This window comes from Paenibacillus sp. cl141a, assembly GCF_900109305.1.
GTDB lineage: Bacteria > Bacillota > Bacilli > Paenibacillales > Paenibacillaceae > Paenibacillus_AQ > Paenibacillus_AQ lautus_A.
Map to the genome: position 1 here is coordinate 1 of NZ_FNZO01000003.1, position 13533 is coordinate 13533.

11 protein-coding genes and 1 rRNA gene are annotated in these 13533 nt (G+C 49.1%); 2 read left to right on the forward strand and 10 right to left on the reverse strand.

What is annotated here, in order from left to right; all coding sequences use genetic code 11:
- The 3 genes from BMX45_RS09970 to gyrA all read right to left on the reverse strand — a co-directional run.
- Window positions 1–196, reverse strand: a 16S ribosomal RNA gene (locus BMX45_RS09970); the annotation flags it as partial.
- Between the two features lie 296 nt (window positions 197–492).
- The gene (locus BMX45_RS09975; protein WP_009591541.1) at window positions 493–1605 is read right to left on the reverse strand and encodes an HD-GYP domain-containing protein; all 1113 of its coding nucleotides are present in this window, start codon (window positions 1603–1605) and stop codon (window positions 493–495) included.
- A 172-nt stretch (window positions 1606–1777) separates the two neighbouring features.
- A complete protein-coding gene (gyrA, locus tag BMX45_RS09980) occupies window positions 1778–4282 on the reverse strand; it encodes a DNA gyrase subunit A (RefSeq protein ID WP_090909556.1) in 2505 nt (834 codons plus the stop codon).
- 409 nt (window positions 4283–4691) lie between these two features.
- On the opposite strand from gyrA, the gene BMX45_RS09985 reads away from it, so the two are divergent.
- Window positions 4692–5504: a YheC/YheD family protein gene (locus tag BMX45_RS09985; protein WP_090909557.1), complete on the forward strand. Its 813-nt coding sequence runs from the start codon at window positions 4692–4694 to the stop codon at window positions 5502–5504.
- Window positions 5505–5630: 126 nt separating this feature from the next.
- Here the strand turns inward: BMX45_RS09985 and gyrB are convergent, their stop codons facing one another.
- The 7 genes from gyrB to BMX45_RS31585 all read right to left on the reverse strand — a co-directional run bounded on the left by gyrB (window position 5631) and on the right by BMX45_RS31585 (window position 12236).
- Entirely contained in the window at window positions 5631–7541 is a 1911-nt protein-coding gene (gene gyrB / locus BMX45_RS09990; RefSeq protein WP_090909558.1) for a DNA topoisomerase (ATP-hydrolyzing) subunit B, read from the reverse strand.
- 26 nt (window positions 7542–7567) lie between these two features.
- Complete coding sequence (gene remB, locus BMX45_RS09995) at window positions 7568–7819, reverse strand: extracellular matrix regulator RemB (RefSeq protein ID WP_007129241.1); 252 nt, start codon at window positions 7817–7819, stop codon at window positions 7568–7570.
- A gap of 13 nt (window positions 7820–7832) precedes the next feature.
- Complete coding sequence (recF, locus tag BMX45_RS10000) at window positions 7833–8945, reverse strand: DNA replication/repair protein RecF (RefSeq protein WP_090909559.1); 1113 nt, start codon at window positions 8943–8945, stop codon at window positions 7833–7835.
- Between the two features lie 56 nt (window positions 8946–9001).
- Window positions 9002–9217, reverse strand: coding sequence for a S4 domain-containing protein YaaA (gene yaaA / locus BMX45_RS10005; protein ID WP_090909560.1), 216 nt, complete (start codon window positions 9215–9217; stop codon window positions 9002–9004).
- A 38-nt stretch (window positions 9218–9255) separates the two neighbouring features.
- A complete protein-coding gene (dnaN, locus tag BMX45_RS10010; RefSeq protein ID WP_012818292.1) occupies window positions 9256–10398 on the reverse strand; it encodes a DNA polymerase III subunit beta in 1143 nt (380 codons plus the stop codon).
- Window positions 10399–10600: 202 nt separating this feature from the next.
- Entirely contained in the window at window positions 10601–11989 is a 1389-nt protein-coding gene (gene dnaA / locus BMX45_RS10015; RefSeq protein ID WP_175495079.1) for a chromosomal replication initiator protein DnaA, read from the reverse strand.
- 100 nt (window positions 11990–12089) lie between these two features.
- Entirely contained in the window at window positions 12090–12236 is a 147-nt protein-coding gene (locus tag BMX45_RS31585; protein WP_155984610.1) for a hypothetical protein, read from the reverse strand.
- 471 nt (window positions 12237–12707) lie between these two features.
- On the opposite strand from BMX45_RS31585, the gene BMX45_RS10020 reads away from it, so the two are divergent.
- On the forward strand, window positions 12708–13421 hold the full coding sequence (locus BMX45_RS10020) for a DUF6199 family natural product biosynthesis protein (protein ID WP_254778019.1): 714 nt from the start codon (window positions 12708–12710) through the stop codon (window positions 13419–13421).
- Window positions 13422–13533 lie beyond the last annotated feature (112 nt).

The following is a 13533-nucleotide window of genomic DNA, read 5'->3' on the forward strand; positions in this document are numbered from 1 at the left end:
GCTGCAAAATAAATTATCCGGTATTAGCTACCGTTTCCGGTAGTTATCCCAGTCTTGAGGGCAGGTTGCCTACGTGTTACTCACCCGTCCGCCGCTAACCTTCAGGAGTGCAAGCACTCCATCAAGTCCGCTCGACTTGCATGTATTAGGCACGCCGCCAGCGTTCGTCCTGAGCCAGGATCAAACTCTCCAATAAAGTTTGACTTGCTCATTTCTTAACTGACGAGAATTTGTTCAATTCTCTATTTCAACGTCCCACCGAAGTGGTTCGTTTTACTCACTCGTTGTTCAGTTTTCAAAGATCAACTTCTTCGTCACCGGCGAATCTCGTCGCACCAGCAACTCTTATAATATATCACATTCTCAGTTACTTAGCAAGCTTTTTTCGAAAAACTTTTAATTCATTGAAAGCTGCGATATATTCCCGCTCAGAAGCGGCAAAAAATAATATACCACAGCATTTCTATGTAGGTCAACCCTTTTTTAAATAAATCAGTAAATGACTTCTTCTATATAGAGCTGCCGCTGCTGCATCAGGTTAATGATCTCTCCCTGAACGGATACCATCGGTCTGGTTGGATGCTGGCTATCGGTAAAAACAATCTCTCCCGAAGTCCCATTGCTCAGGCGCACGCAAGTACCTGAATGGAGGGCGGTTACCTTCTGAATAAACGTCTGGACGATCTTGGGGTCCAGCTTGCCGAAGGCTTCCAGCTGGATTTGTTCCAGCACAACATAGGGCGATTGGGCATTCCGATAGAACTTATCCAATGTCATTGCATGAAAGATATCCGTAACGGCGACGATCTTGGCATAGATATGAATCTTGTTCCCCTCAAGGCGGAGTGGATATCCAGAGCCATCCACTTTTTCATGATGCTGAAGAGCTGCGAGCCGTACTCCTTCATTCACTGCCGCCACATTCTTGAGAATCTGATAACCATAGGTCGTATGCTGACGTACTTCCTCGTTCTCTTCTTCGGTTAGCTTGGAAGGTTTATTCAACACAATGGGATCAATCTTGGCATTTCCGATATCATGCAGCAATCCTGCAAAAGCGACCTGCATCCAATCTTTCTGCGGAAGCCCCACCCATTGTGCCAGCTTATAGGAGGAAAGGGCGCAAAGCACAGCACTGTGATACCGGTAATCATGGCGATTCGTCATGCGTGGAATAAATTTAAGAATGTGATACTCATGTTGGTGCTTCAATAAGTTTTCCATCTGATTACGAACTTCATACATTCGAAGCTCGCCTGTTATTGCGGATTGATAACAGTTTTTGACCAAGGTCATGGTCTTGTCATATTCCTCATGCAAGGCCAGATCTTTTCGGGCAGGCGCTTCTTCGTTCCCGTTGCCCTGTTGATTCCCCGTAAAGATCAGTGAAGGCTTTTGCCCTGCGGATTTTACGGTCGGTATTCTTGTGCTCTCCGCTTCAACGGACTCTACGGTAACATGGTCCACCATGAAAGCCTTTAACACTTCCAGATCCCGGGGAAGCAAGACCTTGCCTTTTTGAAGCAACAGTCCCCCCAGAGGCGTATGTACATCTTTAGCCAGCTTTACTCCGGCCACTACTTCATTTACGGCTTTGATCGTCATGATCAACCCTCTCCATCTAATAAGCTGCGTCATGGCAGCTAACTTCACCTTATAATATACATATTATAGTTCGTCTTCCGCAGCCTGTACAATACCAATTCCCTGAATTTGTAATCCGATAAAACAAAAAAAGAGCATGGATGCAAATCTGCATCCATGCCAAGCTTCTTCGTTATTCTTCGGTCGGCTCGGCCGGCTCGATTGGTTCTGCGCCGTCTTGGCCTACTTCTCCCTCTTCGTCGGCATCCGGCTCATCGCTCTTATCCGCACGGCAGACGGTACCTACGGCATCGTCCTCGCGGATGTTGATCAGCTTCACGCCTTGAGCATAGCGGCCCATGGTGGAGATGCCCTCCATGCTCGTACGGATGATGGTGCCGCTTGCCGTAATGATCATGAGGTCTTCTTCCGACTTCACGACCTTCAGTGCCACAACCGGTCCATTCTTTTCCGTAATATTGATGGTCTTGATCCCTTTACCGCCACGGGTCTGGCTGCGGTAGTCGCTTGCAGGCGTCCGCTTGCCGTAACCTTTGGTCGTTACAATGAGGATATCAAGCTCCTGGTCCACTACGTCCATGCCAATGACTTCATCATTGTCATCCAGCGTGATCCCTTTCACCCCGGTCGCGCTTCTTCCCATCGAGCGAACATCGCTCTCCTTGAAGCGGATGGACATTCCTTGCGCCGTTCCCATAATGATTTCTTGCTGACCGTCCGTCAGCTTCACCTCGATCAGGGAATCGTCCTCGCGCAGATTAATCGCAATCAGACCGCCCTTGCGGATATTCACATAATCCTCAAGCGGGGTTTTCTTAACGACACCCTGGCGTGTTGCAAAGAACAGGTAATTATCGCTGTCAAAGTTCTCCACCGGAATCACGGCATTGATCGATTCGCCCTGTTCAATCTGAATCAGGTTGATGATCGGCGTTCCGCGGGCGGTGCGGCTCAGCTCTGGAATTTCATAGGCTTTTAACCGGTACGCCTTCCCTTTGTCTGTAAAGAACATCAGGTAATGGTGGGAATTCGTGACGAAGAGATGCTCGACAAAGTCCTCGCTCTTCGTATCCATCCCCACAACGCCGCGTCCGCCCCGCTTCTGGCTGCGATAGGTGTTCGCAGGCAGACGCTTGATATAACCCGTATGCGTAATGGTGATGATCACTTCTTCGCGCGGAATCAGATCCTCGTCCAGGATGCTGTCTTCCCCGACCGTAATTTCGGTACGGCGTTCATCCGCAAAGCGTTCCTTAATCTCTTGCAGCTCATCATTGATGATCTGAAGCACAAGATGCTCATTAGCCAAGATTTCACGGAGTTCCGCGATTCTGGCAAGCAATTCCTGATATTCGTTCTCGATCTTCTCACGTTCGAGTCCGGTCAGACGCTGCAGACGCATATCCAGAATGGCCTGTGCCTGCTCATGACTGAGACCGAAACGCTCCATCAAGCCCTCACGGGCAGCCTCTGTGGTTTGGGAAGCGCGAATGAGGGCAATGACCTCATCGAGATGATCCAGTGCAACCCGCAAACCTTCGAGAATATGAGCGCGGGCCTCCGCCTTCTTGAGTTCGAACTCGGTCCGGCGGCGGATAACGCTGACCTGATGCTCCAAATAGTGGAACAGCACGTCGCGCAGATTCAATATCTTCGGTTCATTGTTCACAATGGCCAGCATATTAATGCCGAAATTCGACTGCATGGCCGTATGCTTGTACAGGTTATTCAAAACGACATTCGGGTTGACGTCCCGGCGCAGCTCAATAACGATCCGCATGCCGTTACGGTCCGATTCATCGCGCAGATCCGTAATGCCGTCAATTCGTTTTTCGCGAACCAATTCCGCAATTTTCTCTACCAGACGAGCCTTGTTCACTTGATACGGAATCTCATGAACGACAATGCGCGCCTTGTTATTATTCTCTTCGATCGTCGCCTTCGCCCGCATCGTAACGGAACCGCGTCCCGTACGATAAGCCTGGCGAATGCCTTCGCGTCCCAGAATATAACCCGCTGTCGGGAAATCCGGTCCCTGGATGTATTCCATCAGTTCCATCGGCGTGATGTCAGGGTTACGAATCATCGCCTGTACACCATCGATGACTTCACCAAGATTGTGAGGCGGAATATTGGTAGCCATCCCTACCGCGATCCCCGACACGCCGTTTACCAGCAGGTTAGGATAACGCGCAGGAAGAACCACCGGCTCCTGCTCCTCGCCGTCATAGTTCGGAGCAAAGTCTATCGTCTCTTTATTAATATCACGCAGCATTTCCATGGCAATCTTCGATAAACGAGCCTCGGTATACCGCATAGCCGCTGCCATATCGCCGTCGATGGAACCGAAGTTCCCGTGCCCATCAACAAGCATGTAACGCATGGAGAAGTCCTGCGCCATCCGGACCATGGATTCATAAACTGCGGAATCACCATGAGGATGGTACTTACCAATAACTTCGCCTACGATTCTTGCCGATTTCTTATGCGGTTTATCCGGAGCCATTCCAAGTTCGGACATCGCATACAGAATACGACGGTGTACTGGCTTCATTCCGTCCCGTACATCCGGCAAAGCCCGGCTGACAATGATGCTCATCGCGTAATCCATAAAGGACTCGCGCATCTCGGTACCAATGTCCCGATCTTTGATTTGGGAGAAATTTTCTTCCGCCATGCTGGACCTCCTTCATTTTCCTATCAACCATGCCTTGATCTATGTGAAAAAAGCAGAATAGTGATCAGAAACCTAGAAACGCACTAACCTTTATTATATTACTTTCACAAACATCGCACAATTAAACACGGGATGGATCAAGTGAAAGCATGATTTTTGCCCGGAAACCGGGATATACGCCCTGTCCTCCGTGCCCCTTTTCACATACAATGCATTGCAAAGGACTTTTCGAATCATCACATCTTTATATTATACCACTGTTTGTCATACTTGTCCTATGTTTTCCGGGCATCCCCTCTCTTGTCAGAGGCGGCCACAGTCTTTTAAATCAACCGGTAGCACGAGTTTGTATTACGAGACAGGCAAATCCTGTCACTCCAATCATACAGCTAAGAAAGGATGAAGATGTTTGACTATCCAACGCGTTGCAAGCAAATGGGCGAAAACGAAAATACTGTTGAAAAACAAAGGCCTCGCCTCTTATGTTCCCGCTACCCGCCTATATTCATTGGAGACGCTTGAAGACATGCTGAATACGCATACGCTTGTGTATATCAAGCCTGACCGAGGGACCTACGGCATCGGCGTGATGTCGGTCGAACAGCTCCATTCCCAAACCGCGGATACTGATGAAACAACGAATGCTTCCTACATGCTTCGTTACGACCATAAAACCGAAGTATTTACCTCTCTGGAGAGTCTCCATAAAACATTAAGCGCCTTGTTTCAGGGCAAGGACTATCTGATTCAGCAAGGCATCCACCTGCTCCGCCATAAAAACCGTCCCTTTGATCTTCGTGTACTTACCCAGAAGAGTCCTTCCGGTCAGTGGGTGAGCACAGGAATAATCGGCCGGGTCGCGGCCAAAAATAAAATCATTACCAACCATCACAGCGGCGGCGTGGTTCATCATTACAAACCGCTAATGCTCGAGCATATGACGGCTGAAGAAGCAGGGAATATCCGTAAAGAACTGAATACGCTTGGAGTGAATGTCGCTTCGCAGCTGCAAAAAACGTATCCGAACCTGAAAGAAATCGGCCTGGATGTTGCGATTGACGCTCGCTGGAACATTTGGATCCTGGAGGTTAATACCAAACCTGCCCTGTTCCCGTTCAAGAAATTCTTCAAGGATCCCAGCATCTACAAACAGGTAGAAAAATACGCTAACGCTTACGGACGTAACTTATCAAGCAAGAAGAAAACCAAAAAAACCGGTTAGAAAGTCTCTCTGAATCTTGGATCCTGTTATGCAACGACTCACGGCCTTTGCCCGTTATTAAAAAAGAGGGGTATCCCCTGAGGCCTTCACAGACCTTGGGGATCCCCCTCTTTAGCTTGCAGTACTTTATACGTCCAGATTCCGGACCGACTTCGCATGCTCCTGTATGAAATCCCGGCGCGGCTCCACGTTGTCGCCCATCAGGGTATCAAACAACGTATCGGCCAAGATTGCATCCTCGATCGTCACCTGGAGCATCGTACGGCTCTCGGGATCCATCGTCGTCTCCCACAGCTGGCCGGCGTTCATCTCGCCAAGACCTTTGTAACGCTGTACGTTGATTTTGACGTTCTCGCCGAATTCCTTGATGATCTCGTCGCGTTCTCTCTCGCTGCCGGCATACCGGATCACCTTGTTGCGCTCGATCTTGAAGAGCGGAGGTTGGGCGATGTAGATATAACCCGCTTCCACCAGCTTGCGCATGTAACGGTAGAAGAACGTCAGCAGCAAGGTACGAATATGCGCACCGTCGACGTCGGCATCGGTCATGATAATGATTTTGTGGTAACGGGCTTTGGAGAGATCGAAATCCTCCGCAATCCCCGTGCCCAGAGCCGTAATGATGGCTCGGATCTCCGCATTGGACAGGATGCGGTCAAGCCGCGCCTTTTCGACGTTGAGGATTTTACCACGCAGCGGCAAAATCGCCTGGAAATGCCGATCGCGCCCCTGCTTGGCGGAACCGCCGGCAGAGTCGCCTTCGACGATGTACAGCTCACTGATGGAAGCGTCCTTGGAGGAGCAGTCCGCCAGTTTACCCGGCAATGCGCTGACTTCAAGGGCGCTCTTCCGGCGCGTCATCTCGCGGGCTTTACGAGCCGCTTCGCGGGCACGCGATGCCTGAAGCGCCTTCTCCAGGATCCGGCGGGAAACCGCCGGGTTCTCCTGCAGGAACTCCTGCAGTTTCTCCGCGAACAAGGATTCCACGATCCCGCGCACTTCGCTGTTGCCGAGCTTGGTCTTCGTTTGTCCTTCGAATTGCGGCTCCGGCACTTTGACCGAAATGATCGCCGTCAATCCTTCACGCACGTCGTCACCCGACAGGTTGCTGCTGTTGTCTTTGATCAATCCCGTTTTGCGGGCATAGTCATTGATGATCCGGGTGAGCGCGCTCTTAAAGCCGGATTCATGCGTTCCGCCTTCGTGCGTGTTGATATTATTGGCAAAAGAATAAATATTCTCGGTATAGCTGTCGTTATACTGAAGCGACACTTCCACCTGAATGTTATCCCGGGAACCCTCCACATAGATCGGGTCTTCGTGCAGAGCTTCCTTCTTCTCATTCAGGAATTTGACGTATTCGATAATACCGCCCTCGTACTTGAAGTAGTCGGAGGCCCCGGTACGTTCGTCCGTCAGCGTAAGCGCGATGCCCTTGTTCAGGAACGCCAGCTCACGGATCCGCGTCAGGAGAGTTGTATAGTCATAGACCGTCGTTTCCGTGAAAATCTCCGGATCCGGCAGGAAGGTTACCGTAGTCCCGTGATCGTCGGAATCCCCGATGATTTTGATGTCATATTGGGGTACGCCGCGATGATATTCCTGCTGGTAGATGTGCCCGTCACGTTTGACCTGAACCACGACTTTCGAAGACAGTGCATTCACGACCGAAACGCCGACACCATGCAGACCGCCGGATACTTTATATCCGCCGCCGCCAAATTTACCGCCGGCATGAAGGACGGTCATAACCACTTCCAGCGTCGACTTCTTCAGCTTGGCGTTCTCGCCGACCGGAATGCCGCGACCGTTATCGATAACGGTTATGCTGTTATCCTCATGGACAATGATTTCGATATGGTCGCATATTCCCGCCATCGCTTCGTCAATACTATTGTCCACAACTTCCCATACCAAATGATGCAAACCCTTGGCACTGGTAGATCCGATATACATACCCGGCCGTTTACGAACGGCTTCCAATCCTTCCAGTACCTGAATCTGATTCTCATCATATGTCGGTTGATTCATAGACATGCCTTCACCTACTTCTACAGATTCTGTTATGCCTGAGCTACAAAATGATTCGCTCGTTTCTTAAGTGTTGCAGAGGAAATCGGAGAGTAATAGACGATCGATTTCGTCACCACGATGGATTTCGGATCCTCTTCGCCAATCAACTCCACGACTTTATGCTGCTGGGCATGCGTGACGAACTGCTTGGAGATTTTCGAGGATTTCTCTATCGAGATATCGAATATCCCAACCAGCTCTGACGAACGGATGATCTTCTCTCCGCCCAAATGAATATACATATGGAATCACTCCTTAAGAGCCCACCTGTCCGTCATGGACATGATAAATGCTGGCACCCTTCAATTTGTCGGTATTCAAACTCTCAATGCCCGTCGCCGTGATGAATGTCTGCACTTTGCTCTGGAATGTCTCAATCAATTGTGTCTGCCGGTACGGATCCAATTCAGAAAGCACATCATCCAGAAGCAGCACCGGATATTCACCGATCTCTTCCTGTATCAGCTCGATTTCAGCCAGTTTCAAAGATAGCGCCGTCGTCCGCTGCTGACCTTGAGATCCATACGTTTGGACTTCTTTGCCATTAATATAAAAAGCCAGATCATCTCGATGAGGACCTGCCAATGTCATACCACGCCGTATTTCTTGCTCTTTCATTTGTGATAATTTTATCATAAATGTCTCAAATAAGACAGCTTCATCTTCTTCCTCCGCGTCGGCAAAGGATGGAAGGTAGTGCAAAGAGAGGTCTTCCAGGCCGTTGGTGATCCCCTGATGGATGCTTTCCGCCCACTTTTGCAGCTTTTTTATAAATTGTTTCCTCTTCTTGACGATTTTAACACCATGTTCTGCCAATTGGCTGTTCCAAATTTCAAGCATCGCCTGCTCGGCGCTGCCCTTCCCCCACAATTGCTTCAGCAGATTGTTGCGCTGCACGAGCACCTTCTGGTATTGCTGCAGATGAAACAGGTAGCTGGGGGCCACCTGCCCGATTTCCATGTCAAGAAACCGGCGGCGGACCCCCGGCGTGCCTTTGACAATCTCCAGATCCTCGGGAGCAAACATCACGACATTGAGCGAGCCGATGAAATCGCTAAGCTTCCGCTGCTCAAGCCCGTTGATTTTTGCCTTCTTCCCCTGCTGAGACAAGCTCAGCTCCAGCCTCAAAGTGCCGTACTTGCGATCAATCTCGGCAGATATATGGGCGCTAGACTGCTCGAACCCGATCAATTCGCGATCCTTGGAGGTACGGTGGCTCTTCGTTAAAGCAAGCACGAAGAGCGCCTCCATCAAATTCGTCTTTCCTTGGGCATTGCGTCCGATGATCAAATTGACATCGCCAAATGCCTCAAGCTGCAGCTTCTCGTAATTTCGGTAATGCTGCAGGCTGACATTTTTGACAAACAAGCTTATCCTCTCCCTCGTCTTCCGCGCTTAGCGCCAAAGCGGCTGCGGGAGGCTGTCTATTGTGCTGCCACCTGAAACGTCCCGCAATCCTCTACCTTGATGATGTCGCCGGGAACCAGTTTGCGTCCGCGCCGCTCTTCCTTCTCGTCGTTGACCAGAACTGCCCCTTCCGCGAGCAGCGCCTTCGCCATCCCACCTGTGGATACGCAATCGGATAGCTTCAAGAACTGATCCAGCTTGATATATTCACTGTGGATAAAAATTTGTTTCATGACTTCGTCCTTTCATCCCTATCAACATGGGGATAACTTTAATTGGCCGTACGGTACGGCAGAATAATATATTGGCTCTTGCTGTCGTCGAGCGGCTTCAGGATGATCGGGCTCATGACGCCCATGAAAGCAATCATCAGCTGTTCACTTTCAACCACCTTGAGCACGTCCAGCATGTATTTCGAGTTGAACGAGATGCGCAGCGGCTCCCCTTTGAAATCGATCAGGTCCAATTCTTCGCGAACTTTACCAAGCTCGGAGGAGCTGGAAGAGATCTCGATGCCGCCATGCTCCATCGTTTGCAGGAGAACAATGTTTGTTTTCTCCTCTTTGGAGAGCAGATAGGCACGGTCGATCGACTCGCTTAATTTTTTTGTGTCCAAAACCAGTTCTGTTTTATGCGAGGTTGGAATAATTCTAGAAGTATCGGGATAAATGCCGTCCAATATACGGGAATAGAACAGAACACGGTCAATTTTAAATAATACCTGATTATCCGCGACAACGATATCAACCAGCGTATTTTGGTCCGGAATGATTTTGCTCAGCTCGTTCAGCGTTTTGCCCGCAATCACGACATTGTTGAACGAAATGCCGTCAGCTCCCTCAAGATGGGCGGAGCGAGTAGCCAGTCTGTGACGGTCCGTGGCCGTAAATTTCAGCTCATTGTCGTTCAGACTCCATAATACCCCCGTCAAAATAGGCGTGGTTTCATGGGTGGAAATGGAGAATACCGTTTGTTTGATCATGTTTTTCAACAGATCACCTGGCAAAGAAACGGTTTGGCTGCCCTCGATGTTAGGCAATACCGGGAATTCCTCCGGATCCAAGCCGACCATCTGGATTTCCGTGGCCCCCGAAGAAATAAAGGTCTGGAAGTTTTCTTTGACCTCCATCTGAATTTCTTGGGAAGGCAGTTTCTTGATGATTTCAACGAAGAATTTGGCTGGCAGCACAACGCTGCCAGGCTGCTCTACCTGAACGATGGTATGCTTCTCATCCTCCGCAGGAATAAACGATTGAATGGAAATATCCGTATCGCTGGCTGTTAGCGTGACGCCCGAATACGTGACATCCAGTTTAATGCCGCTGAGGATCGGAATCGTGGTTCGGCTGGAGATCGCCTTCGATACGTGTTGAATGGATTCGTTTAATACATTTTTTAATATGCTGATTTTCATCAAGTTCACTCCTTACGGAAAAATGAGAGGGGGTTTTTCTCTTGGCGAAAGCCAAGGGGATTCCCCTCTTTATGGTTAATTTATTTATTAATTATTATTAGTAATAGTAATAGGGACACTGAATATGTGGATAAGCCTCGTAAAAGGCATAAAATTAAGCCTATCCACATGTGTATAGATTGTGCATAGGCTTTGAACTTGTTCAGGTTGGATTTTTGATTTTCTCCGTAATGTTATTGACCACTTTGAAAAGCTCCTGGTCCGTTTTCAGAGATTGGGTAATCTTCTCATGGGCATGAATGACAGTGGTATGATCCCGGCCTCCGAATGCCTCTCCGATCTTGGGAAGAGAGTAGTCGGTTAATTCGCGGGACAAGTACATGGCAATTTGCCGCGGAAACGCGACGGCTTTGGTCCGTTTGCGGGCTTTGAAGTCTTCCAGTCTCAGGTTGTAAAACTCGCCGACCTTTTGTTGGATATCCTGAATCGTAATCATTCTCGGCCGGCTGGACGGGATGATATCCTTCAGGGCTTCGGCTGCCAGATGCGTTGTAACGTCCTGATTGGTCAGGGAGGAATAAGCGACGACACGGATAAGGGCACCTTCAAGCTCACGAATGTTCGTATCGATCTGATTGGCGATATACATCATGGCTTCGTTCGGAATATCCAGATTCTCGGCCTTGGCCTTCTTGCGAAGGATGGCGATCCGCGTCTCCAGATCCGGCGGTTGAATGTCGGTGATCAATCCCCATTCGAAGCGGGAACGGAGCCGTTCTTCCAGCGTCGGGATCTCCTTGGGGGGACGGTCACTGGATATGATAATCTGCTTCCGCTCTTCATGCAGGGCGTTAAACGTATGGAAAAATTCCTCCTGCGTCGATTCTTTCCCGGCCAAGAACTGGATATCATCAATGAGCAGAATATCAACGTTGCGGTACTTGTTGCGGAAGCTTTCTGCACGGTTGTCCCGAATGGAGTTGATGAACTCGTTGGTGAATTTCTCGGAGGAAATGTACACGACTTTGCTGCTGGGATTGTGCTCTAAAATGTAGTGGCCGATGGCATGCATCAAGTGCGTTTTTCCAAGGCCTACTCCACCATAAAGGAATAACGGGTTATACGCCTTAGCCGGAGCTTCGGCAACGGCGAGCGAGGCAGCATGTGCGAACCGGTTACCCGAACCGATGACAAACGTGTCGAACGTGTACTTCGGGTTCAGCATATGGGACTGAATTTCTTCACCGGATATTTCAAGCGGCGGCGAGGGCTGCTGCGGAGCAGGTTCGTGTGCCTTCGTCTCTTCGATCACGAAGCGAACGTCGACCTGCTTGCCCACCACCTCCAGCACGGTTGCACTAACCAGCTTGGTGTATCGGCTCTCCAGCCATTCCACAGCAAACGTTGTCGGCGCGGAAATGACGACGGAGTGATCGTTAATGGTCAATGCCTTGGTAGCTTTAAACCAAGTGTCAAAACTCGGTTTGCTCAGCTTGGTTTGTATGATCGATAATATTTCTTGCCATAATTCGGAAGTATGGCTTTCCAAAACTGTCACTCCTTTAAATCTTCCAAATGTGGCTAGAGCCATGTGTGGAATTGTCGAAAGAAAATGAATGATGTCTAATTATCCCCAGAACCAACTCCTGTGGAAACAAAAAAATATGGATAAATTGAAATTGTTCACAACTTTATCCACAGCCTGTTGATAATATTATAGCTTCATTCACATATTCACAACCAAAAGTAATATCATCATAGCAAAAGAAGGCCTTATTTTCAATGTATGTCGCTAATTTATCCACAAATTCAATACGTTGTGCATAATTATTATTCACACCACTATATATTGTTTATAATCTGTTCGGCATTCGACATCATTGGCCTCAAAGCGCGAAAAATTATTCACAGCTTGTCCGATTGGCAAGCAGAATTTTCTTCTCTCACCATCTGTTCATAACTTCTGGTTGAATGTTCTAGCAGCCGCACAATCGACCAAAGGTGAAAAATAGCTGTGGATAGTCATCCAAAGTCCCCAAATGGAATCTCCAAGTTTCCTTTCGAGGGCTTTTTTTGTTGCTCAACTTAATAATGGCTCTCTAGTCGATTTCAGTTGATAGATTCAGAACGCTTATGGCGTCGAATGGTCGGCGAGCGTCCAGGAATGACTCGGACCTCACCCGCGCAGTGTGCGCAGAAGTTAAAAACATCTGAGTATAGGCTGTTCCATTGCAACCTTCTTTGCGGACGACCGTACTATAAGGAAAAATGGAGCGGGGGAACCATGGATGCGGACCGAAGGGAAGGGCATGAGCTGGAGAAAAATAGGGGTGCTTCTTGCACTGGCCGCCCTATTGGTTCTAATCGCGGTATGGGCTCAGAGCTATTATTCGAAGAAAGTGTTTCATATGGAAGACATAAAGTACGCGAAATATGCCGATTCGGGAAATGGGACCATCGAGTACAGAGGATCATTTGGCCGCGGGGAGCCAATCTATGTCCATACCGGTGAAGAAGGGAAAAGGGTTGAGATTGCCGGCGAAATATACGAAATACGGGCATATGGCCACGGAACGGGGCATTCTTCGTCCTATGAAGTGATCTATCCTGACGGGAAAGTCTACCGCGTGGAACCGTTTGGGGACCGGAGCTTTCTTGCATACGACGAGAAGGGGGAGATGGTGATACCCGGCATGAGGTTCATGGACGGCAGCGGCCAAGTTTATCGATCCGATCCGGATGAGCCCCGCTATTTCCCAACGGAGCTGGCCAAGGCTGCTGACGAGCGGTTTCATGACCCGAATGGCAGCATAGGATTTTTTTTGTTGGCGCTCGGGATAGGGATCATGAACTGGTGCTTCTTCAGATATGAGCCTTTCCAGCGGTTTATGTTTCATATTTCACCATCAAACTGGATGTATGATAATCCGGAGCCCAGCGATTTCTACTTCTTTATGTGCAAGGCAGGGGGGATTTTCGGTATGGGATTCTCGCTGTGGATATTTTTTGCGCAAGCCTTATGACAAAAAAAGCCCGTTTTCGTCATGGATCGGATCCAGCGAAAACGGGCTTTCCTTATGATATACGAACGTTTAGAACTTCAAAGCATGGCCTACCTGACTGTTATTGAAGAAA

Excerpts from the sequence above, each read along its gene's own strand:
- yaaA (WP_090909560.1), bottom strand. The coding sequence starts at position 9,217 with ATGAAACAAATTTTTATCCACAGTGAATATATCAAGCTGGATCAGTTC.
- remB (WP_007129241.1), bottom strand. The coding sequence starts at position 7,819 with ATGTATATTCATTTGGGCGGAGAGAAGATCATCCGTTCGTCAGAGCTG.
- dnaN (WP_012818292.1), bottom strand. The coding sequence starts at position 10,398 with ATGAAAATCAGCATATTAAAAAATGTATTAAACGAATCCATTCAACAC.
- BMX45_RS10020 (WP_254778019.1), top strand. The coding sequence starts at position 12,708 with ATGAGCTGGAGAAAAATAGGGGTGCTTCTTGCACTGGCCGCCCTATTG.
- gyrB (WP_090909558.1), bottom strand. The coding sequence starts at position 7,541 with ATGTCTATGAATCAACCGACATATGATGAGAATCAGATTCAGGTACTG.
- gyrA (WP_090909556.1), bottom strand. The coding sequence starts at position 4,282 with ATGGCGGAAGAAAATTTCTCCCAAATCAAAGATCGGGACATTGGTACC.
- BMX45_RS09975 (WP_009591541.1), bottom strand. The coding sequence starts at position 1,605 with ATGACGATCAAAGCCGTAAATGAAGTAGTGGCCGGAGTAAAGCTGGCT.
- dnaA (WP_175495079.1), bottom strand. The coding sequence starts at position 11,989 with ATGGCTCTAGCCACATTTGGAAGATTTAAAGGAGTGACAGTTTTGGAA.